16 protein-coding genes, 2 pseudogenes and 1 riboswitch are annotated in these 21,434 nt (G+C 39.3%); of the genes and pseudogenes, 12 read left to right on the top strand and 6 right to left on the bottom strand.

What is annotated here, in order from left to right; all coding sequences use genetic code 11:
- Window positions 1-976, bottom strand: a pseudogene (locus tag HMPREF1477_RS09490) (hypothetical protein); the annotation flags it as partial.
- Between the two features lie 487 nt (window positions 977-1,463).
- Between HMPREF1477_RS09490 and HMPREF1477_RS07625 the strand changes: the two are divergent.
- Window positions 1,464-2,048, top strand: a complete 585-nt coding sequence (locus tag HMPREF1477_RS07625; protein ID WP_016476450.1) for a hypothetical protein — start codon at window positions 1,464-1,466, stop codon at window positions 2,046-2,048.
- 8 nt (window positions 2,049-2,056) lie between these two features.
- Window positions 2,057-2,635, top strand: coding sequence for a hypothetical protein (locus HMPREF1477_RS07630; RefSeq protein ID WP_016476451.1), 579 nt, complete (start codon window positions 2,057-2,059; stop codon window positions 2,633-2,635).
- 126 nt (window positions 2,636-2,761) lie between these two features.
- On the opposite strand, the pseudogene HMPREF1477_RS07635 reads toward HMPREF1477_RS07630, so the two are convergent.
- From HMPREF1477_RS07635 to dapF, 4 genes and pseudogenes are all read right to left on the bottom strand, one after another.
- Window positions 2,762-4,737, bottom strand: a pseudogene (locus tag HMPREF1477_RS07635) (fructose-specific PTS transporter subunit EIIC).
- 40 nt (window positions 4,738-4,777) lie between these two features.
- Window positions 4,778-5,686: a 1-phosphofructokinase gene (pfkB, locus tag HMPREF1477_RS07640; RefSeq protein ID WP_016476454.1), complete on the bottom strand. Its 909-nt coding sequence runs from the start codon at window positions 5,684-5,686 to the stop codon at window positions 4,778-4,780.
- Window positions 5,687-5,721: 35 nt separating this feature from the next.
- Window positions 5,722-7,059, bottom strand: coding sequence for a Na+/H+ antiporter NhaC family protein (locus tag HMPREF1477_RS07645; RefSeq protein WP_016476455.1), 1,338 nt, complete (start codon window positions 7,057-7,059; stop codon window positions 5,722-5,724).
- A gap of 58 nt (window positions 7,060-7,117) precedes the next feature.
- Window positions 7,118-7,951, bottom strand: a complete 834-nt coding sequence (dapF, locus tag HMPREF1477_RS07650) for a diaminopimelate epimerase (RefSeq protein ID WP_016476456.1) — start codon at window positions 7,949-7,951, stop codon at window positions 7,118-7,120.
- Between the two features lie 234 nt (window positions 7,952-8,185).
- Here dapF and HMPREF1477_RS07655 point away from each other — a divergent pair, with 234 nt between their 5' ends.
- From HMPREF1477_RS07655 to HMPREF1477_RS07665, 3 genes are all read left to right on the top strand, one after another.
- Window positions 8,186-9,115: an IS481 family transposase gene (locus HMPREF1477_RS07655; RefSeq protein WP_016475598.1), complete on the top strand. Its 930-nt coding sequence runs from the start codon at window positions 8,186-8,188 to the stop codon at window positions 9,113-9,115.
- Between the two features lie 131 nt (window positions 9,116-9,246).
- Window positions 9,247-10,974, top strand: coding sequence for a phosphoenolpyruvate--protein phosphotransferase (ptsP, locus tag HMPREF1477_RS07660; protein WP_016476457.1), 1,728 nt, complete (start codon window positions 9,247-9,249; stop codon window positions 10,972-10,974).
- Between the two features lie 115 nt (window positions 10,975-11,089).
- Window positions 11,090-11,350, top strand: a complete 261-nt coding sequence (locus HMPREF1477_RS07665; protein WP_005377050.1) for an HPr family phosphocarrier protein — start codon at window positions 11,090-11,092, stop codon at window positions 11,348-11,350.
- 45 nt (window positions 11,351-11,395) lie between these two features.
- On the opposite strand, the gene HMPREF1477_RS07670 is transcribed toward HMPREF1477_RS07665, so the two are convergent.
- The gene (locus tag HMPREF1477_RS07670) at window positions 11,396-11,674 is read right to left on the bottom strand and encodes a metal-sensing transcriptional repressor (RefSeq protein WP_005377006.1); all 279 of its coding nucleotides are present in this window, start codon (window positions 11,672-11,674) and stop codon (window positions 11,396-11,398) included.
- A gap of 202 nt (window positions 11,675-11,876) precedes the next feature.
- Here HMPREF1477_RS07670 and HMPREF1477_RS07675 point away from each other — a divergent pair, with 202 nt between their 5' ends.
- The 7 genes from HMPREF1477_RS07675 (at window position 11,877) to HMPREF1477_RS07705 (ending at window position 21,425) form a co-directional block, all read left to right on the top strand.
- Window positions 11,877-12,677, top strand: a complete 801-nt coding sequence (locus tag HMPREF1477_RS07675) for a transglycosylase domain-containing protein (protein WP_016476458.1) — start codon at window positions 11,877-11,879, stop codon at window positions 12,675-12,677.
- A gap of 260 nt (window positions 12,678-12,937) precedes the next feature.
- Window positions 12,938-14,149, top strand: a complete 1,212-nt coding sequence (locus HMPREF1477_RS07680) for an argininosuccinate synthase (protein ID WP_016476459.1) — start codon at window positions 12,938-12,940, stop codon at window positions 14,147-14,149.
- A complete protein-coding gene (gene argH / locus HMPREF1477_RS07685) occupies window positions 14,149-15,576 on the top strand; it encodes an argininosuccinate lyase (protein WP_016476460.1) in 1,428 nt (475 codons plus the stop codon). The genes HMPREF1477_RS07680 and argH overlap by 1 nt, the downstream gene beginning before the upstream one ends.
- A 448-nt stretch (window positions 15,577-16,024) precedes the next feature.
- The gene (gene potE / locus HMPREF1477_RS07690; RefSeq protein ID WP_016476461.1) at window positions 16,025-17,356 is read left to right on the top strand and encodes a putrescine-ornithine antiporter; all 1,332 of its coding nucleotides are present in this window, start codon (window positions 16,025-16,027) and stop codon (window positions 17,354-17,356) included.
- Between the two features lie 300 nt (window positions 17,357-17,656).
- Window positions 17,657-17,845, top strand: a riboswitch (cobalamin riboswitch).
- A gap of 168 nt (window positions 17,846-18,013) precedes the next feature.
- On the top strand, window positions 18,014-18,952 hold the full coding sequence (gene nikB / locus HMPREF1477_RS07695; protein WP_016476462.1) for a nickel ABC transporter permease: 939 nt from the start codon (window positions 18,014-18,016) through the stop codon (window positions 18,950-18,952).
- A complete protein-coding gene (nikC, locus tag HMPREF1477_RS07700; RefSeq protein ID WP_016476463.1) occupies window positions 18,952-19,773 on the top strand; it encodes a nickel transporter permease in 822 nt (273 codons plus the stop codon). The genes nikB and nikC overlap by 1 nt, the downstream gene beginning before the upstream one ends.
- A gap of 86 nt (window positions 19,774-19,859) precedes the next feature.
- Window positions 19,860-21,425 (top strand): ABC transporter substrate-binding protein, encoded by a 1,566-nt coding sequence (locus tag HMPREF1477_RS07705; protein WP_016476464.1) that lies wholly within the window; start codon window positions 19,860-19,862, stop codon window positions 21,423-21,425.
- Window positions 21,426-21,434 lie beyond the last annotated feature (9 nt).

Raw genomic sequence — 21,434 nt, forward strand, 5'->3', positions numbered from 1 at the left:
CAGCTTGGCGTTGAGCCTCAGCTTGTTGAGCTGCAATACGCTCTTGTTCCGCTTTGATAACAGCTTGGCGTTGAGCCTCAGCTTGTTGAGCTGCAATACGCTCTTGTTCTGCTTTGATAGCAGTTTGACGTTGAGCTTCTTGTTGCTGAGCTAATAACTCCGCTTGGCGCTGTGCCTCTTGTTGTTGTGCTAATAATGCGGCTTGGCGTTGAGCTTCGGCAGCTCGTTCAGCTGCCATTTGGCGCACTGCTTGCGCTTGTTCACTGCTTTGTTGTTGCATTGCTTCTTGTTGTGCAGCTTGTTCTTCCGCTAATTTAGCTAAACGCTCACGTTCAGCACGTTGAATATCACGAATTGTTAATGTCCGTTTTGCAATAACTGATTTAGTCGTGGTTGTATTGGCAACTACTAATGGTGTAGTAGATTGTTCTTGCACAATGATCGGTGTACGTTGTACTTGCGTTGTTTGCATTTGCTGCTTGCCATCTACTTGTTTTTGAATGGTAACCGGTTCAGTTTTACGTTGTACATTGATTAAACTATGCATTGCCAATGTTGGTTCCATCATAGTATTCGTTTGTTTATTAACAACATATTGTGGTTGCGACACAGCTCTATATTGTTCTTCTAAAGCTTTAGCTGTATCTGGAACTGGTACTGGGCGCACACGAGGGACCATAGGCGTTACTTTTGGAGCTGATTGTACTGTACCACTTTGTTGTATTTGTACATTTTGTGCAACTGCTGGTTGAGGAGTAATCACTGTTGGCTGTGTAGTTGGTGTCGTAGGTTGAGTATCCATTGGTCGCATGACTGGAGTCGCTACATTATTAATAGTTTCTGTCGTTGATTCAGAAGTAGTTTTAGATCCTACTAAATCATTCATGTTAAGGACCGGAGCTGCGTGAGCAATGCCACCCAATGCTGCTGCTGCAAAAAACGCAGCAGTCACTTGACGTTTCTTAGATGATTTCATGAATTATTCTCCGAACTAGATTTCAAATAATAATTTATAATTTTAAAAATTATTTATATTTATATAGTTTATCATAAATATGGCTTATTGTACAATTTCCAAAAATATAGGCTATATCAAGTGAAAATGGTATTACAGGAAATTAGAAATTTAGAATTAAATTTAAAATCATATGTTATAGAGGCATAATAGCTGATTATAGAAAACAGAAGAGAAACTAAATCATCTAAATATTGAGAAGATAAAGTATATCAAGTAATTTGGAATAAGGTTAAGACTGGTTATGTAGTTATTTCTAAATTTGTAAAAATAGCGGTAAGAAAAAAACTGTAGCAGAAGGTAATACTACTATAATAATTGATGGTAATACAGGTATTAATGCTGACAATTTGAAGTCGAGAGAATATTAGACTTATGTATACATTTCTCAATAAAATATGGTATGCTTTGGGTAATTTAATCGAGTTTTGTTTTTAAAGGAGAGAACATGTTTAGAAAATTCTTATTAGCATGTATGGTGATGGCTGCTTTTACCATGCAAATTCAAGCTATTTCAATTAATGAATTAAATAGTTCATCGCAGTTTAAAAATGTGTATCAAAAATCGTATCCTTATGAAGGCGGTTCTATACAAAATAAGCTAATAAGTTATTTAAATACATATTCTGTAGAGTCTCTAGAATACGCAGCACCGCACTATAAATTAAAAGGTACTTTTTATGCTGTTTATGAAACTCCTCGAAGTACATCTATTACAGAATATGAATTAACTGCTACGTACGATACGAATTACTCATTAGGGTCCTTAATACAAGCTATGAATCTTGTAAAACCATCACCATCTATGTACGCCGTGATTAAGGCTGCACAGGATGAATCAGGGATACAAGTCGAGTTACAAGAGGTAAAACGATATAATGTAGACGGTACAGAGGTTATTAGTAAAGTTCCTTTAGAACATCAATTACGTCCATTAGATCGTGGACGGTTTGATGAAGACTTATTTGCTGTAGCAGACGCTATGTTTACTGTAGCGTATCAGCAGCATTTTGACGACATTGTAGTGAAATGAGGTACCTTATGAAACATTTTGTTGTTCTTATGGCGCTAGTATGCGTTTTATGTGCTTCTGTTACCCCTGTGAAGGCTGTGTCCAATACTGAGTTGCAAGATACTAGTCGTTTTGCACGGATTATATCTAAAGGCGATACAGGTGGTGGAGATGGTAAATATATTGAATTGAGTACTATTCGAGATAATTCTACAAATGCACATACAAAAAATATAGAGGCTAAGATATATGTTGTGTTGCCCTCATCTGATTTAATTAGGGAATATAAGGTTCGTTATGACTATGACTTAAACCATTCCTTTGCTAATATGGTAGCTAAGGCACCAGAGCTAAAAACAAGGCTACCAGATTTTTCTTTAAATGAAATATGGAATATAAAAATGATGGAATCTGGTATTGTAGGGATGGTATTAAATCAACAGGACTACACTCTTAATGGTGAAAGTAAACCAACACAACCAGCTCTTAAAGGCTATGAGAATGTTACATTCTTAACACCTACGGACTTTGATTTTGAAAGCTATCATGTTGCTAATCGCGTATTTAAAATGGTGTATGGTACATTTTATGATGATGTAATCCGATAAGCAGATCGAAGATATAAGTTATAAATACAAACACCCTATGTTAGTATTGTGACATAGGGTGTTTTGCATACATTAGTTATTAGTCAGTCATTTATAATGATTAAACTAAATAGACCAATTGTGATATTATTTTTTGAGTTTTGGTTTTACGATAGCTAAGATAATGCAAGCCACAACGGAACCGATTGCAATGGATGCAAGGTAAAGAAGTGGGTTGCCGATTGTTGGTACTACGAAGATACCACCGTGAGGCGCACGCAATGTGCATTCAAAGAACATGGATAATGCACCAGCTGTACCAGCACCGATGATGCAAGAAGGCAATACGCGGATAGGATCAGCTGCGGCAAATGGGATAGCACCTTCTGTGATGAAGGAAAGCCCCATGATGTAATTTGTAATACCAGATTTACGTTCTGCTTCTGTGAAGCGGCTAGGGAAGAATGTTGTACAAAGGGCAATCGCCAATGGAGGAACCATACCACCAGCCATAACAGCGGCCATAATACCATATTCACCAGTTGCTAGAGCGCCTGTACCGATAACATAGGCTGCTTTGTTGACAGGGCCACCCATATCAACAGACATCATAGCACCGAAGACAAGACCTAATAATACGCGGCTAGTAGTGCCCATTGTTTGCAAGGAATTCATAAGCCATTCGTTCAAAGCAGATACTGGTGGATTGATGATAAATGTAATAGCGATACCAATGAACAATACGCCCAGTACAGGGTAGAAGAGTACTGGTTTTGTACCTTCTAATGCTTGAGGTAATCCGGATACGAGTTTCTTAACTAACAGTACTAAGTAACCTGCTGCAAAGCCTGCAATCAAGGCACCGAGGAAACCAGAACCGCCTTGGCTTGCTAACAAGCCACCAACGAAACCAGCTACAAGACCTGGACGGTCTGCAATACTCATAGCGATGTAACCTGCTAGAACAGGTAACATAAATCCAAAGGAAGCACCGCCGATTTTCATTAGGAATGCAGATAATGGTGTACCAGAACCAAAGTTTTTGGCATTAGCTGGATCGAATGTATCAAATAGGAATGCGAGAGCGATTAGGATACCACCGCCGATAACGAATGGCAACATGTGAGATACGCCATTCATCAAATGCTTGTAGATTTGTCGGCCAAAGCTATCTTTTGCATCGATAGCAGATTCAGCACTATCTTTGTCAGATTGAGAGGCATGGTATACCGGTGCTGCACCAGACATAGCTTCACGCAATAATTCTTCTGCTTTATTAATGCCGTTTGCCACCTTAGTTTGAATCATTGGCTTGCCATCAAACCGAGCCATTTCAACTTGGCGGTCAGAAGCGACGATGATGCATTTAGCATGCTCAATTTCTTCTGCTGTAAGTGCATCTTTAATGTCAGAAGCACCATTTTTTTCTACTTTTAAAGAAATGCCCATTTCCTTAGCTTTACGTTCTAAGGATTCGGCAGCCATGTATGTATGAGCAATGCCGGTAGGACAGCCTGTAACAGCTAATACTTCGTAATGTGGATTATCTACAGATACCTTAGGGACTACCTTTTCGATAGCCTCTGTAGCTTTTGCTTCGATAGCATCGGTAATGCTTGGTGCTTTTTCATCTTCCTTTTTGATATAGCCTTCTACAGATGGATCAAAGTTGCCTTCTTCTTTGGCAGTGATAAGTTCTAAAAAACGGTTCACTGTAGCAGATTGGATGAGAGCGTTTTTGAAGTCTGGATCAATTACCATAGTGGCTAATTTGCTCAATACCTCTACATGATTGCAGCACCTTCTGGTGCTGCAATCATGAAGAATAGGCGAGATGGTTGTCCATCGAGGGCCTCGAAATCAACACCGTTAGGAACGACCATAGCAGCAAGGCCAGCTTCCTTTACACCTGCTGATTTAGCATGTGGTGTGGCGATACCGTCGCCAAGGCCAGTAGAACCGGATTCTTCACGAGCGAATACAGCTTCTAAGTATTCTGCCTTGTCAGATAGGTTGCCACCTTTATCCATTAAATCACCTAGAGTGTAAATGGCATCCGCTTTGTTAGTTGGTGATGCATTCAGCAGGATTGATTGGGGCTTTAATAAATCAGTAATTTTCATGTGTGTACTCCTTACTGTACATATATAATGAATAATAAAATTAACGAATGGTGTTAAGCAAGGCGATGACCTCGTCCTTGGTAGCTAGATTCTCCGAAAAGGCTGAAGCAGAGCCTGTAGCAATACCCCAATAGAGGGCTTGTTGTAAATCTTGGGTGTTGAGGTATCCAGTCATGAAACCAGCTACCATAGAATCGCCGGCACCAACGGAGTTAATAAGTGTTCCTTTAGGTGCAGGACTTGTATAGACTGTACCATCAGCGGATACCAAGATAGCACCGTCTCCAGCCATGGAGATGAGCACATGTTGTGCACCTTGGGACTGTAATTTTTTAGCTGCAGTGACTAGATCATCTTTTGTAGACAATGTACGTCCGAAGATTTCGCTTAATTCGTGATTGTTTGGTTTGATTAAAAATGGTTTGTATGGCAATACACGAGTTAATAGATCCTTAGTTGCGTCTACGACGATACGAATATGTTTATTAGCTAAGCGCTTCATAATGATTTCGTACATATCACTTGGGAGGCTAGACGGAATGCTGCCTGCTAAGATCAATGTATCTTGCTCTGTTAATGCATCAAGTTGGGCGTATAAGGCTTGTAGTTCATCATCGGCTATGATAGGACCACGACCATTGATTTCCGTTTCTTTATCGGATGCTTTTACTTTAACATTGATGCGGGTTAAACCCTCTCTAAGACGGATAAAGCTTTCACGAACGCCAAATTCATTGAGCTGACGTACAATTTCGTCACCTGTAAAACCAGCGATAAAACCGAGTGCCGTTGTATCCATGCCTAGGTTATTGAGTACGATTGACACATTGATGCCCTTGCCACCGCCCAGCACATATTCTTGTTCCGTACGATTGATAATACCAGGTGTTAAGTGGTCTAAGCGAACGATATAATCCAATGCAGGATTGAAAGTAATCGTATAAATCATAAGTTTTCCTCTATATTTCGTATAAATAGAATGTATTAATGGATTTGTTGTTCCTTGCGTCGTAAGCGATACCAGTAGATAAGTGGTACTAAGTATAAGAAGAACGCAAACGGTACGTAACCGGCGGGCGAGACATCCATCATAATGACAGGTACGAGCGCCGCGATATTCCATGGTTGTAAGGCTGCAATAAGAATGCCGCTGTTTTCAAAGTCTAGCATGACATCTTCATCATGAATGCGTTCTTTTGCATAGGTGGTACGCATAATTGAATGCGTCATGATTACCGCAATTGCTTGACTACAACCTAGAGCACCTGTAATAAATGCAATTAGTACATTCGACGCAAAGAGTTTGGCGCGACCTGATACGTGTTGTAAAAGGCTGCGAATATCATTCCAAAAACCAACGCCTTCAAGCATGCCGGAAATGGAACAAGCCATGAATATAGATAGGGTTGGTATCCACATCGTTTGTAGGCCTCCGCCGTGGATAATATCCGATAGCGGATTATAATCTGGCAACTGGAACCCCAATACGGTAAATTGTAACATATCCATTACTGTATAATTTTGATGGATAACTGCGAGGATGGTTGCCACCAGTGCACTAATACCAATAGGCCAACGTATAGATAGCTTTGTTGGTAACAAACCAATAATGATAAGAACTGGTATCCATAATGTCCAATGGATATTGAACACGAAATGAATCGTATCCGGTAGATAACTGTTAGTGTAGTCTAGTGGAAACCATAGGGATAAGAGTAGATACAATATACAGCTGATGATGAGAGCAGGTAAGCTATCTTTCAACATGATTGGTATATTGCTATTTACTTTGGTGTGTGTTAGAGCGGCTACGAGAGAGGCGCTAGAGGATAGAGGTGAGTTTCTGTCTCCTAAATAGGCGCCTGCCATAATGGCACCTGCTACAATATCAATAGGCAGATTACCAGCTTTGGCAATTGTAATTAGTACAATACCGATGGTGCCCACTGTTCCGAACGATGTACCAAGTAACATACTCACGCAGGATGTAATTAAAAATGCGCAGATTATGAACAGATTTGGATTAATCAATTCAATACCAGACGCAATAATCATGGGAATAATCCCCGATGCTTGCCACATGGCTATGAGCCAGCCGATGAGCAAAAAGATTTGCATAACCACGATTGAGGTTTTTGCACTCGTCCAGGACATGCGGAGTAAGTCTTTTGGATTATATCCTTGTCGATATAAAGCGTAAGCGAAGCACAACCATACGAGGATTAATGCGTAGCCGATGGGGACACTAAACATGACAGATGCTAGAATAATGATGATAGAAACGATTAATGATATCAATAGTCTCATATTATTTGGCATCATGGTGCGCCCTTGTTTATATTTTAGGTATGCCTGTAATAGTAATTGTAACCACTTCATATTATTCGATAGGAAGTTCTGTTTCGAATACTTCCTCAGCAGGGCCCGTCATAAGAACCGTGCCATCCTCCAAATAACTGATGTGTAATGTGCCAAGATATAATTCTACATCGACCTCGCGACCTGTAAGGCCTTTTTCGTGGGACATGATCGCAGATGCGCAAGAACCTGTACCGCATGCAAGCGTAGCGCCAGCACCGCGTTCCCAAGTGCGGACTTTAATGTGATGGTCGTTTATGACCTCGATATAGTTTACGTTTGTATTGGATGGGAATGCATCGTGTTTTTCAAGAATCGGTCCTTGTGTTGTAACCGGTGCTTTCGTGATATCGTCCACAAAAACTTCTGTGTGTGGTACACCGAGAAGAACGGAACTTACTGTTACTGTTTCGCCATTTACATCGAGGTCCACATCGATGACCTTATCCATGGTTACATTCATGGGAATGTCTTTGCTGTTAAAGAAAGGTTTGCCCATGTCTACTGTCACTTGTGTAACAATGCCATTTTCAATGGTTAACGTTGGTTTCATAACGCCTGCTAATGTTTCGATGGTGAAAGTATCTTTTGTAATTTCACCATGTTCATAGGCATATTTTGCAAAGCAACGAATGCCATTACCACACATTTCTGCTTCGCTGCCGTCTGAGTTGATTATGCGCATTCGTACATCGCATGTATTAGATGGTACAACGATTACAAGACCATCAGCGCCGATACCTGTACGACGGTTGCAGAGGCGGATGGCGAGATCTGTATAATCTTTATTGGCCCCTTGTGAGTCAGAAAAGAGGATAAAATCGTTGCCGAGACCATGCATTTTTGTTAATTTCATACATACTCCTATTCGAGGTCGCACTATACATGCGACTATTCCTTACAATAGAGTAGACTTTCACCATGATACGCGTGAAAGTCTACGATTAACTATATATAATATAACATTATATCACAGAATAGGGTCTGTAAGAGTATAATACATTTGTGACAAGTGAATAAAAAATGAGAAGGAACTCTGTTATAATGAAGTTGCTTAATCCAAACATTACAACAAAAGGAGTTCCTTCTCATGCATTCTATTATAACTGAAGAATTAAGATTTCGTAAACGAGTATGTGAATATGCTATAAAGTATGGAAATAATGCTGAAGCTGCACGTCGCTATCATACTAGTAGACAACAAGTACAACGTTGGGTGAAGCGTTTCGACGGGACTATTGATTCACTTCGATTGTATAGTCGTAAACCACATTCTCATCCTAATCAACACACTGAGGAAGAACTAGCACTTATCAAGCGTATGCATTCTAAGTTTAAACATGAAGGGCTGTCTCAAGTATATGTTGAGGCAAAAAAGCGTGGTTATAAACGCTCATATGGCTCTATGTGCCGACAAATCAGGTGTCATATTAAAGAGAAAAAGGTTGTTAAATCTGTTCCTAAAAGCAAGTGGAAACCGGATATAATAACATATCCAGGAGAAAAGGTTCAGATTGATATAAAATACGTACCTCGCGAGAGTTTAGCCTTTTCAACACAAGGAAAATCTTACTATCAACTTACAGCTATTGATGAGTTTTCTAGAAAGAGAATTCTAAAAATTATAGATGAAAAAAGTGTTACTAATACAAGTCGCTTCTTATTAAATTTAGAAGCCAAAATGGGATTTCCTATTCATACAATACAAACAGATAATGGTCGTGAATTTACAAACTATGGAGTAAAAGATCGAGAGTGTTTATTTGATATTGTATTAAAAAGATTAGGAATAGAGCATAAAACGACAAGACCATTTTCTCCGTGGCAGAATGGAAAGGTAGAGCGCAGTCATCGAATTGATAGTGAAAGATTTTATTCTCGTAAGTTTAATAGTATGGAGAGTTTTCTAAAAGCACATAGTCGATATGCTAATAGATATAATAACATTGCACAAAAAGTCTTAAACTTTAAATCACCAAACCAAGTTATAACAGAGTACTTTATGAATCAAAAGGCATAAGTATTTGTCACAAATGTTTGATTACTCTAGAATAACATTATATCACAGAATAGGGTCTCTCTTTATTGTTCAATGTAAAAATGTTAAAATATAATGTAATGTAGTTTATAAGTATAGAAAGAGGAGCACACATGCGAATTCAAGGGATTTCTGGATCTCGAGGCGTTGCTGTTGGCAATGTGTACAAATATATACAAGAAGAAATCGTGATACCTGATTATGAGGTAGCCGATGACCAAGTAGAGGCTGAAATTGGTAAGTTTGCTAGCGCTATGGCCGCTACCCTTAAACAATTAGATACGATTCGTCAAAAAGCATTGGTTGATATGGGGGCTGATGAGGCTGCTATTTTTGAAGCTCATATGCAAATCGCACAAGACCCATCCTTGTCTGATGGTATCAAGTCCCTTGTAGAAAATTCAAAAATGAACGTCGTAGCTGCTACGGCGCAAACGATAGAAACCTTTGCGGCTATTTTCATCGGCATGGATGATCCATATATGCGTGAACGTGGTGCGGATATTAAAGATATTGGCGATCGCTTGATGCGTAACATGCTTGGCATGAACCCTCGCGGTTTATCTCATATTTCCGGTGAGGTTATCATCGTGGCTCACGATTTGGCTCCATCTGATACGGCTTCACTAGATAAAAATGTTGTAAAAGGTATCGTAACAGCTGCTGGTGGTCCTACATCTCATGCGGCTATCATGGCGCGTACCTTAGAAATTCCTGCCGTTATGGGCGTTGGTGATATTGAAAGCTTTACTGACGATGTACGTGCTGTTGTACTTGGCACTGATGGTGAAGTTATTACGGAACCATCCGATGAAGAGTGGGAACGTTATACAAAAGAAGCTGCAGATTTCCAAGACGAGTTGAAACGCTTGAAGGACTCTGCCAATTTAGAAGCCGTTACAAAGGACGGACATCATGTTGATTTATTCGGTAATATTGGTAAATCCAAAGATGCGGACCATGCGTTGACTATGGGCGCTCAAGGTATTGGCCTATATCGCACTGAATTCCTTTATATGGAAAACGATGAACTGCCTACAGAAGATGTACAGTTTGAACAATATAAACAAGTAGTCGAGAGTATGAAGGGCCAACCTGTCATCATTCGCACCATGGATATCGGCGGTGATAAGGAATTAAAATGCCTAGACTTACCTGAAGAAATGAATCCATTCCTCGGGTATCGTGCCATTCGTATTTCCTTGAACCGTCCGGATATTTTTAAGGTCCAATTACGTGCACTCCTTCGGGCTAGTGCGTTTGGCGACATTCACATCATGTATCCTATGATTGCATCTGTAGAAGAGGTTAAAGCGGCAAATGCTATGCTCGATGAATGCAAGAAAGAATTGATTACTGAAGGCATAGCTTTCAATAAAGATATCAAAGTAGGTATTATGATTGAGGTGCCAGCGGCAGCCGTTATTTCTCCAATTTTGGCTAAATATGTAGATTTCTTTAGTATCGGTACCAATGACCTTTGTCAATACACATTGGCGGTTGATCGTATGAATGAGGCCATCGGCAATTTATATCAACCATTGCATCCCGCTGTATTGCGTCTCATCAAACACGTAATTGATGCGAGTCACGAACAAGGTAAATTTACCGGTATGTGTGGTGAGTTAGCTGGTGATCCAGTTGCAACTATGATTTTATTGGGCTTAGGACTTGATGAATTTTCTATGACTGCATCATCCATTCCATTGATTAAAAATATTTTGCGCTCTGTTACAATGGCAGAATGTGAAGCATTTGCTCAAAAAGCATTGACTATGGATACAGCTGAAGAAATCACAGCCTATGCTAAATCATTACTCGCTGAAAAAGGTTTGGCATAGACCATAGCTTTCATAAAAACAAACTTGAATTTAATATGTATAAATTGATACAATACCTATATTAATAAGCAAAGGTATAAGGCGTGTTAGCACGCTGAGTAGAAAGAGGTAACTCATGAAAGAAGTAACAGTAGAAATCACAAACGAATCTGGTTTACATGCTCGTCCAGCGACTGCATTTACACAATTGGCTGCAAAATTTGCGTCCAAATTGACAATCGCAGCAAATGGTAAAACCGCAGATGCTAAATCCATTTTGACTGTATTAACATTGGGTGCAACAAAAGGCACATCCGTAGTATTAACTGCTGATGGTGCTGATGAAGATGATGCATTAGCAGCACTTAGCGAGTTCTTAACAACGAACCACGACTAATACGCAAAAGAGGCAATACCCTAATCATTAGGATATTGCCTCTTTTTATTTTCCCATATTGGCAAAGCGCTCTACAGCAACTGTAAAGTCATTAATTGTTTTATCTACATCACCATGTTGTATACCATCGCGTACACAATGGTTGATATGTCCTTCGAGGACCACTTGGCCAACCTTATGCAACGCGGATTTGGCTGCATTGATTTGGGCTAGTACATCTTCACAAGGAATGTCTTCTTCAATCATTCGATCAATAGCTTGCACTTGACCTAAAATTTTACGCAATCGACGATGTAGATTGTCTGAATCCATACACTGTTTCATAATACTCCTCCAATTTGGGCATGCTTCATCATCTTATCTATTATACGACAATATGGTTAACAAATACAATACATACAAGTATGCTAAAAATAGATAACTTATGATACAATACAATCAATATATGATAGTTGTATTATAGGGATGTTATTAGTGAAAGTTTATATACTTAGAAGTCTGCTGTAAGGTAGATATAGGTGAATCTATGTTTATATTTCGAATAGTGCGCCGATTAGTTCTTATCATTTGCATAGTGCTAGGGGCTATATATGTATATGATACATATCAAAGCTATCAAGGAACAAATCGCGTTAGTAAGGCTCATACAACTGTAGAACAGACAATTGAAGAAAATGAAGATACATTAAGTCGGTGGGAACGCATGCATCGTATTTTTACCTTCCGAGAAAAGGTTGAAGCCGCGCTTCATCAACGTGTGCCAAGGGATAAATGGGTGAAATCTGAAAACATTCCAGACAATGCGAAACGTGCTCTTGTGGCCATTGAAGATAAACGCTATTACAAGCATGGTGCTATTGATGTGCTCGGTGTAACACGCGCTTTTTATGTTAACAGCGTTGCTGGTGAAACCGTTGAGGGTGGTAGTACTATCACACAACAATTGGTAAAAAATCTATTTCTATCGTCTAAACGGACGATGTCGCGTAAAGCGGAAGAAGCCATTCTAGCAGTAGAGATGGAGCATTACTATAGTAAAGATGAAATTTTAACCATGTATTTGAATACGGTCTATTATGGACATAATTATTATGGTATAAAAGAAGCCGCCGAAGGGTACTTTGGTACCAGTCCTAGTCGTTTGACCTTAGGCCAATGTGCCATGCTAGCGGCTTTACCAAATGCACCATCCTATTTGGACCCTTATGAAAACTACAAAGGAGCAAAAGCTCGACAGAAATTAGTTCTTGCGCAAATGGTAGATCAAGGCATGATATCTCAAGCTGAGGCAGATTATGCATATAAGCAGGACCTTGGTATAAAATAATATACACTTTAATATGACACTACATAGAAAACAATCATGGTGCTATACGTACTTGCATCATGATTGTTTTTATTTACATATATTGTTCGTAAACGAAATATATTATATAATTGAATAAAATTTCTGCTTGCATTTATAAATATGCAGTGATATACTAACATCTGTAGTCGATAAGACATGAAGAATTCATAATGAATTCGTAGTATAATAATAAATGGTATGAATCATACCTAGTATAATTTAGTTTATGAGGTGTTATCATGGGTAAAGCAAATAAAGTAGTACTCGCATATTCTGGTGGTTTAGACACATCCGTTATCATTCCTTGGTTAAAAGAAAACTATGGCGCTGAAGTTATCGCTGTATGCGTAGACTTAGGTCAACCTGAGGATTATGATGCAGTTGAGAAAAAAGCAATCAAATCCGGTGCATCTAAAGCGTACATCGTTGATGCTAAAGAAGATTTCGTAAAAGATTATGTATGGCCAACAGTAAAAGCAGGTGCTGTTTACGAAGGTAAATATCTTTTAGGTACATCCTTTGCTAGACCTTTGATTGGCAAAATTCTTGTAGATATCGCTAAAAAAGAAGGCGCTGATGCCATCGCTCACGGTGCGACTGGTAAAGGTAATGACCAAGTTCGTTTTGAATTGGCTATTAAAGCATTAGCACCTAACATGAAAATCATCGCTCCTTGGAGAGAATGGGATTTGAAATCTAGAACAGATTGCATGGAATATGCTGCTAAACACGACATTCCAGTTGTAGCAACTAAATCACATCCATACTCCATGGACCAAAACGTATGGCATTTGTCCCATGAAGGTGGCGATCTTGAAAATCCAGCAAATGCACCTAAAGATGATGTATATTTAGTAACACATACACCTGAACAAGCTCCTGATGAAGCTGGTTATGTAACTGTTACTTTCAAAGAAGGCGTACCGGTAGCCGTTGACGGTCAAGAAGGCACTCCTCTTCAATTATTGGAAAAACTCAACGAAATCGGCGCACACTATGGTGTAGGCGTTGTAGATATCGTTGAAAATAGATTAGTTGGTATGAAATCTCGTGGCGTTTATGAAAACCCAGGTGGATCTATCATCATGTATGCTCACAGAGAACTTGAATACCTTTGCCTCGACAGAGCTACATACCACTACAAAGAACTCATTGCTAACAAATACGCTGAACTCGTATATGATGGCATGTGGTTCGCACCATTGATGAATGCTTTGCAAGCATTCGTTGATGAAACTCAAAAAACTGTAACTGGTGAAGTAAAACTTAAATTGTACAAAGGCAACATTATTTCTGCTGGTGCAACTTCTCCATACTCCTTGTACAGCGAAGATTTCGTAACATTCGAAGAAGATGATGTATACAACCAAGCTGATGCGGCTGGTTTCATCAACTTGTTCGGTTTACCTCTTAAAATTAATGCATTAATGAAAGAAAAGGCAGGTAAATAATGGCTAAATTGTGGGGCGGGCGTTTCACAAAAGGCACTGATAAAGCGGTAGAGGATTTTACATCCTCTATCGCTTTTGATGCTAGAATGTACGCCGAAGATATTGCAGGTAGTAAAGCACATGCGACAATGCTGGCAAAACAAAATATTATCTCCGACGCAGATCGGGACGCTATTGTAGCGGGCTTAACAAAGATTAAAGGCCAAATCGATAAAGGTGAGTTCCCATTCTCCGTGGCTCTTGAAGATATTCATATGAATATTGAAAAGCGCCTAACCGATGATATTGGTGAAGCAGGTGGTCGTTTACATACAGGCCGTAGCCGTAATGACCAATGCGCAGTAGATTTGCACATGTACGTGCGTAAAGCCGTAGTAGAAATGGGCGAGCTCATCGTAGATATGCAAAAAGCCCTCATTGAAACGGCTGAAAAATACAGCGATGTTATCATGCCCGGCTATACGCATTTACAACGGGCACAACCTGTATTGTTCGGTCATCATATGATGGCATACTTCTCTATGCTAGAACGCGACTTTGACCGTTTGTTGATGGTCTTCAAACACGCAGACATCATGCCACTTGGTGCAGGGGCCTTAGCTGGTTCTACGTACGGTATTGATCAAACCTATACACAAAAGCTACTCGGCTTCTCCCGTATTTACGAAAACAGTATGGATGCTGTATCCGACCGTGATTATGTAGTTGAATTCTTATCCTTTGCATCTCTTGTGATGATGCACTTGAGTCGTCTTAGTGAAGAATTAATTTTGTGGTCTACCAATGAGTTTAATTTTATTGAACTTGATGATGCTCACTGCACAGGCTCTAGCATCATGCCACAAAAGAAAAATCCTGACGTATGTGAACTCGTTCGTGGTAAAACAGGTCGTACCTATGGCCACTTGTTAGGTTTATTAACTACATTAAAAGGCTTGCCACTTACATATAATAAAGATATGCAAGAGGATAAAGAGGGCATTTTTGATGCTATCGATACAGTGCACTTTGCATTGTCTATTAATGCGGCTATGATTCGCGGCATGAAGGTCAATGGGGCGCATATGAAAGCTGTCCTCGATGATGATTTCTCGAATGCTACAGATATGGCCGATTACCTTGCGAAAAAAGGCGTTCCATTCCGTGAAGCTCATGAAATCGTAGGTAATGCTGTACATCATTGCATTGAAAAAGGTTGCGTATTACTTGATTTATCCGTTGAGGAGTTTAAAGCTATATCCGATCATTTTGATGCAGATATCCTTGATGCCATTTCCATCGAAGCTTGCATAGCTGGCCGTAATAACTATTCTGGTACGGCTCCAGAATGTGTGGAAAGACAACGTAATAATGGGAAGCAAATCATTGCTAATGAAGAAGCACAAATCGATAGCTGGAAATCTATCGTAAACTCTGTACAAGAGTAATTCCTTTTTATTAGAATCATAGATGCTTTCTTAGTTTATAAAATTGACTCCACCTTTAGGTGGGGTCAATTTTTGTCTATATTGGGTGGACTCATGGCGGATAATGGTCTTGTGGCACAACACTATAATCTGAATAGATAGTGATTTTCAGCACATTTAATTGATTAAACTAAAAGAAAATGATACTTTTACATTCATCATATCGTTTCTAATCAAAAATAATATATAATTACTATATTTTTATTCAATTCGTGTAATATGCTTTGTCCACTAATAAAATACTTTTAATTTACCATCTATGGTGTTATTATTAATTCGAAAAACAAATGAAAACGGTACCTTCACATTCCCGCCCATTACAGCAGGAACTGAATGTACTTAGCGGTTTTAATATAGTTACGTGAATTATGGACGAGAAAAAATTCACCTTACGAAAGGGGATTGATACATGAAAACCACCGCTAAAAAAATGTCTGTATTCCAGCTAACCACAATGGTAGCAGCCAATATGCTAGGAGCTGGGATCATTATGTTACCAACCAATTTGGCTCAAGTTGGTACTATTTCAGTGTTATCTTGGCTCGTGACGGCTGTGGGTGCGCTTTTGCTAGCGTATATTTTTGCTCAAGCGGGTATGTTCTCTCAAATTAAAGGAGGCATGGGCGGTTATGCAGAACACCGCTTCGGTAAGACTGGACATTTTATGGCGAGCTATGCTTACAGCATATCTCTCATCATTGCTAATATAGCGATTGCAGTTTCCGCAGTTGGCTATGGCTCAGAATTCTTTGGTGTTGATCTAAATGCAACGCAAACAAGTCAAGTAACGATTGTCTTGTTATGGTTTGCAGCGATTTTGAACTTTAGAGGAAACCGCTTTACAGGTCAGCTCAGCAATATTACTATTTGGGGCTGTATTGTGCCAGTATTACTTATTGGTACAATTGGTTGGTTCTGGTTTAGCCCAGATACGTATTTGGCGGCATGGAATCCAAACGACTTGCCGTTTTTTGAAGCAATTAAAGAATCTATTGCTTTAACATTGTGGGGATTCCTAGGGTTTGAATCTGCAGCAGCAAATGCAGATGCTGTAGAAAATCCAAAGAAAAACGTGCCAATTGCAACATTTGCAGGTACATTAGCAGTGGCGGTGATTTACATCTTGTCCACGAATGTTATGGCCGGTATCGTGCCTAACACAGAATTACTTAATTCCAATGCACCATTTGGTCTCACATTTGCATACATGTTTAATGACACAATTGCAAATGTTATCATGGCGCTCATGATTATCTCTTGCTGTGGTGCTTTACTTTGCTGGCAATTTACATTGTCTCGCGTATTCAAGAATGCAGCAGAGGCAGGTTATTTCCCTAAGGTGTTTGCTCGTGTAAACAGCAAGGATGCACCTGTGCGTGGCGTATTTATCTTATTAGCGATTGAAACAATTCTTACATTGTTCACAGCAAATGATTCTTTACGCGATCAATTCGCGACATTGGTAAACCTTGCGGTTGTAACTAATGTAGTGCCTTATATTCTCTGCATTATTGCAGTACCAACTATGATGCACATGTCTGGATTGGAAAAACGTCGTATTGATCGTTTCTATTTCGTTGCTGTTGCAGGTGTTTTATACTGTTTATACGCAGTATATGCGTGCGGTGTTGATGCCATGCTCGGTAGTGCTGTTGCAGTAACTATTGGCATTTGCATTTATATGATACGCAAAGGTTGGGTAGCGTATCGTGCACAACGATTCCAACAAAGTATCGATTAATTGAATACTCTCTCGTCTTATAGAGGCTGTCACTTCGGTGATAGCCTCTTTTGGTTATATGCATAGCAAAATGTTTTATATGTAAATTAAATCAAAATACAAATGTAAATATATACGTTATATACAGAAAAGAAAAGTAAATAAAGCAATTATTTCAAGAAATGGGGGCACAATATACGAAGTAATGCATGTAAATAATAATGAATATTGTTTTTATGAATAATTATGATTGATTGACGAATATACACTAAGGGGTATATGTATTGTTGGAGAATTATAAATATAGTATATTTATAATTAATAAAAGTGAATAAACTGAGTGTCGGTTTTACCGAGCGTAAAAAGAGGAAAATGGGTGTAAATCCTATACTATGAAAATAGCTGTAATGAGGAGCGATATTTCGTATTAGGGTCACTGGGAAACTGGGAAGGCAGAAATATTGTGATGAGTCAAAAGTCAGAAAGCCTGCTCAATCTTGAGGAACATTGTGCTAGAACACGGTGTTTTAATTTAGGTTAGTCAGGTAGGCTAATCTTTTTTTATGGTTATTTCATAAATTTTATTACACGGAATCATATTATATGTTTACTCATTATGTGTATCTATGTTTATTCACTATTATGTAGTTTTATTTAAAAAGGGTATAGGAGGTGCCTATGGGCAAACGCTTTGCCAAGCAATTAGGACAATTTATTGTTACCTTGTTTGGCATCACATTTTTGACATTTTGTCTCACCTATTTAGCTCCAGGGGACCCAGTTACGATGCTACTGGAAACGGCGGATACCATCGTGTCTCAAGAAATGATTGATGAAACTCGAGCACAATTAGGCTTGGATAAGCCGTTTATCGTACAGTATGCAAACTGGGTAGTCAATGCAGCACAAGGTGACTTAGGAGTGAGTTACTCTGCTAAAAAACCGGTAGTAGATCGCATGTTAGAAGCATTACCTGGTACGCTTGCATTGTCAGGAACCGCATTGGTATTTACGATTCTCTATGCATTACCGGCAGGTATACTGAGTGCGTATAATCGGAATAAATGGATAGACTATGTACTGAGAAGCCTTTCCTTTATAGGCGTATCTATGCCGTCATTCTGGTTAGGCCTTGTATTAATTTACATTTTTGGCTTAAAGCTCGGTTTAGTTCCAATCGCTTCATCTCGTGTAACAGCGACAGGTGTTATTTTGCCAGCCGTTACATTAGCGGTTGTTGTAGGCTCTAAATACATGCGCCAAGTTCGACTCGTTATCCTTGAAGAGATGCAAAAGGATTACGTTATCGGTGCCCGTGCTCGTGGCGTGAGCGAAATGAAGATTTTATTCGGTCACATTTTGCCTAATGCCGTATTGCCATTGATCACTATTTTAGGTGTTCTTATTGGTTGGTTATTAGGTGGTGTAGCTGTAGTTGAAATGGTATTCTCTTGGCCTGGCCTCGGGAATATGGCCATTTACGCCATCACTATGCGTGACTATCCATTGATTGAAGGTTTTGTGTTATGGGTTGCTATTGCATACATGTGTATCAATGCTTTAGTTGATGCATCCTATGTTCTATTGGACCCTAGATTGAAAAGGGAGAGAGCATAATGAAAGAATTTATTCAGAAACATAAATTGTTCTCTTTCTACACTGCATTGATGCTCGTTATCGTATTCATTGCTATCTTTGCACCATGGCTTGCTCCGGGCGATGCTTTCTCATCGGATATGTCCAAGGCATTACAAGCACCTAGTACTCAACATTGGTTTGGTACCGACAAATTGGGCCGTGACGTATTGTCTCGTATCATTTATGGTACTCAATTATCTTTGTTCATGGGTGTATCCATCGTAGTGATTATGGTGAGCATTGGTACAGTCATCGGTGCCGTAGCAGGTTACTTTGGTGGCAAGGTTGAAATGGTTCTTATGCGCTTGGCAGATATCATGTTATCTTTCCCAGGGGTAGTGCTCGCCATTGCCATCGCCGGTATCTTAGGTGGTAGTATTGTAAATACCATCTTAGCATTATCGGTTGTAGGGTGGGCTAAATATGCGCGACTTGTTCGTTCTATGACGTTGAAAGTACGCGGTGAAGAATATGTAACGGCTGCTGTTATGATGGGGGCCTCTACATGGACGATTTTACGTCGTCATATTATTCCTAATATTTTGCCACTCGTTGTAACCACAGGGGCTCTTGATATTGGGGCTATTATGATTGAAGTTGCCGGTTTATCATTCCTTGGTTTTGGTGCGCAACCACCAACACCTGAATGGGGTCTTATGCTTAATGAAGGTCGTCAATACTTGCAAACGAGCCCATGGCTCATGGCGTTCCCTGGTTTGTCGATTTTAATCGTAGTATCCATATTCAATCTTTGGTCTGATTCTCTACGCGATGTAGTGGATCCTAAGAATCAAGGTTAATCTTAGTTTTTGGAATCTTTATTAGGCCTTTGCGGCATAATAATGATATATAAGCTTTGTATATTGTGTTAATAAGGAGATTTTAAATGAAAAAATCTTGGAAAAAGGCTCTTTTAGCAGGTCTTAGCATTGTAATGATGGGTTCCTTCATCGCTGGCTGTGGCTCCAATAATGGTGCTGATAACAAGGATGTGTTAAAGGTTGGTGTAACTAACTTCGCATCCTCATTAGATCCTACAGAAAACTTCTTTTCATGGGTTGTAATGCGTTATGGTGTAGGCGAAACATTGACTAAATTCGACGCGCAAATGAAATCTCAACCTTGGATCGCATCCAAATGGGAAGTATCTCCAGACCATAAAACATGGACTTTCACAATCAATGATAAAGTGAAGTTCTCTAATGGTAAAAAAGTTGATGCCGCAGCGGTAAAAGCTTCTATTGAGCGTTCTTTTGAAAAGTCTAACTATGCTAAAACATTCTTTAAATATGAATCCATTGAAGCAAATGGCCAACAATTAATTATCAAAACAGATAAAGAATATCCTAATATGCCAGGTCTTTTGGCGGATCCGGTATTCCTAATTGTTGACGTACAATCTGAAAAAGATGGTCGTAACTTTGCTAAAGAAGGTCCTATCGGTACAGGCCCATATGTAGTAAAATCTTTCACAAAAGAACGTGCTGAAATGGTTGCCAACGAAAACTATTGGGATGGTGCAGTACCATTCAAGACTGTTGAAATTCCTTCTATCGACGATCCTAATACGCGTGCTATGAGCTTGCAATCTGGTGATGTTGATATGGCTGTTAACATCGGTCCTGGGGAAATAGGCTTATTCCAAAATAACGATAAGTTCAAGGTTGATGAAATTGCATCCCTTCGCGTAGTATTGGCTCGTATTAACCAAAAAGGTGTTCTTGGTGATGACAAAGTACGTGCTGCAGTTATCTCTGCAACAGACCGCAAAAACTATGCTGATGTATTGTTAAAAGGCACATTCATCCCTGGTTCTGCTCCAATTCCACCATCCATGGACTATGGTTTCAAAGATTTGAAAGATCCTAATGCCTATAATCCTGAACGTTCTAAACAATTATTAGCAGAAGATGGTTGGAAAGATACTGATGGCGATGGTATCCTTGATAAAGATGGCAAACCATTGACATTCAACTTCGTTGTATATAACTCTCGTGCAGAATTACCACTTTATGCCGAAGCTGTTCAAGCAGACCTAAAAAAAGTTGGTATCGATATGAAAATCAAAACAGTTGACTATAACTTGATTGATAAAATGGGTCAAGAGGGCGACTATGATATGCTTATCTCCAACATCGTAACTGCTAATACAGGCGATCCAATCTGGTTCTTAGCTAACTACTGGCACACTAATAACAATGGTTCCAACCCTCAAAACGGTTCTGGTTACTCCAACCCACAAGTTGACCAATTGTTAGATGCTGCTCAAACTGAATTCGATCCTGCAAAACGTCGTGACTATGCAATCCAAATTCAACAATTATTGATGAATGATGGTGCTGCATTGTTCTTAGGTTACCCTAAAACTAATATCATTACTGGTTCTTACTTGAAAGGTGCTGTCATGTACCCAAGTGACTACTACTGGATTACTAACAAAATTACAAAATAGTGAGGAGCT

Source organism: Veillonella sp. HPA0037 (genome assembly GCF_000411535.1).
In the GTDB taxonomy this organism is placed as follows: domain Bacteria; phylum Bacillota; class Negativicutes; order Veillonellales; family Veillonellaceae; genus Veillonella; species Veillonella atypica.

Coding starts and splice junctions, on each gene's coding strand:
- HMPREF1477_RS07625 (WP_016476450.1), top strand. CDS start 1,464: ATGTTTAGAAAATTCTTATTAGCATGTATGGTGATGGCTGCTTTTACC.
- HMPREF1477_RS07630 (WP_016476451.1), top strand. CDS start 2,057: ATGAAACATTTTGTTGTTCTTATGGCGCTAGTATGCGTTTTATGTGCT.
- pfkB (WP_016476454.1), bottom strand. CDS start 5,686: ATGATTTATACGATTACTTTCAATCCTGCATTGGATTATATCGTTCGC.
- HMPREF1477_RS07645 (WP_016476455.1), bottom strand. CDS start 7,059: ATGATGCCAAATAATATGAGACTATTGATATCATTAATCGTTTCTATC.
- dapF (WP_016476456.1), bottom strand. CDS start 7,951: ATGAAATTAACAAAAATGCATGGTCTCGGCAACGATTTTATCCTCTTT.
- HMPREF1477_RS07655 (WP_016475598.1), top strand. CDS start 8,186: ATGCATTCTATTATAACTGAAGAATTAAGATTTCGTAAACGAGTATGT.
- ptsP (WP_016476457.1), top strand. CDS start 9,247: ATGCGAATTCAAGGGATTTCTGGATCTCGAGGCGTTGCTGTTGGCAAT.
- HMPREF1477_RS07665 (WP_005377050.1), top strand. CDS start 11,090: ATGAAAGAAGTAACAGTAGAAATCACAAACGAATCTGGTTTACATGCT.
- HMPREF1477_RS07670 (WP_005377006.1), bottom strand. CDS start 11,674: ATGAAACAGTGTATGGATTCAGACAATCTACATCGTCGATTGCGTAAA.
- HMPREF1477_RS07675 (WP_016476458.1), top strand. CDS start 11,877: ATGTTTATATTTCGAATAGTGCGCCGATTAGTTCTTATCATTTGCATA.
- HMPREF1477_RS07680 (WP_016476459.1), top strand. CDS start 12,938: ATGGGTAAAGCAAATAAAGTAGTACTCGCATATTCTGGTGGTTTAGAC.
- argH (WP_016476460.1), top strand. CDS start 14,149: ATGGCTAAATTGTGGGGCGGGCGTTTCACAAAAGGCACTGATAAAGCG.
- potE (WP_016476461.1), top strand. CDS start 16,025: ATGAAAACCACCGCTAAAAAAATGTCTGTATTCCAGCTAACCACAATG.
- nikB (WP_016476462.1), top strand. CDS start 18,014: ATGGGCAAACGCTTTGCCAAGCAATTAGGACAATTTATTGTTACCTTG.
- nikC (WP_016476463.1), top strand. CDS start 18,952: ATGAAAGAATTTATTCAGAAACATAAATTGTTCTCTTTCTACACTGCA.
- HMPREF1477_RS07705 (WP_016476464.1), top strand. CDS start 19,860: ATGAAAAAATCTTGGAAAAAGGCTCTTTTAGCAGGTCTTAGCATTGTA.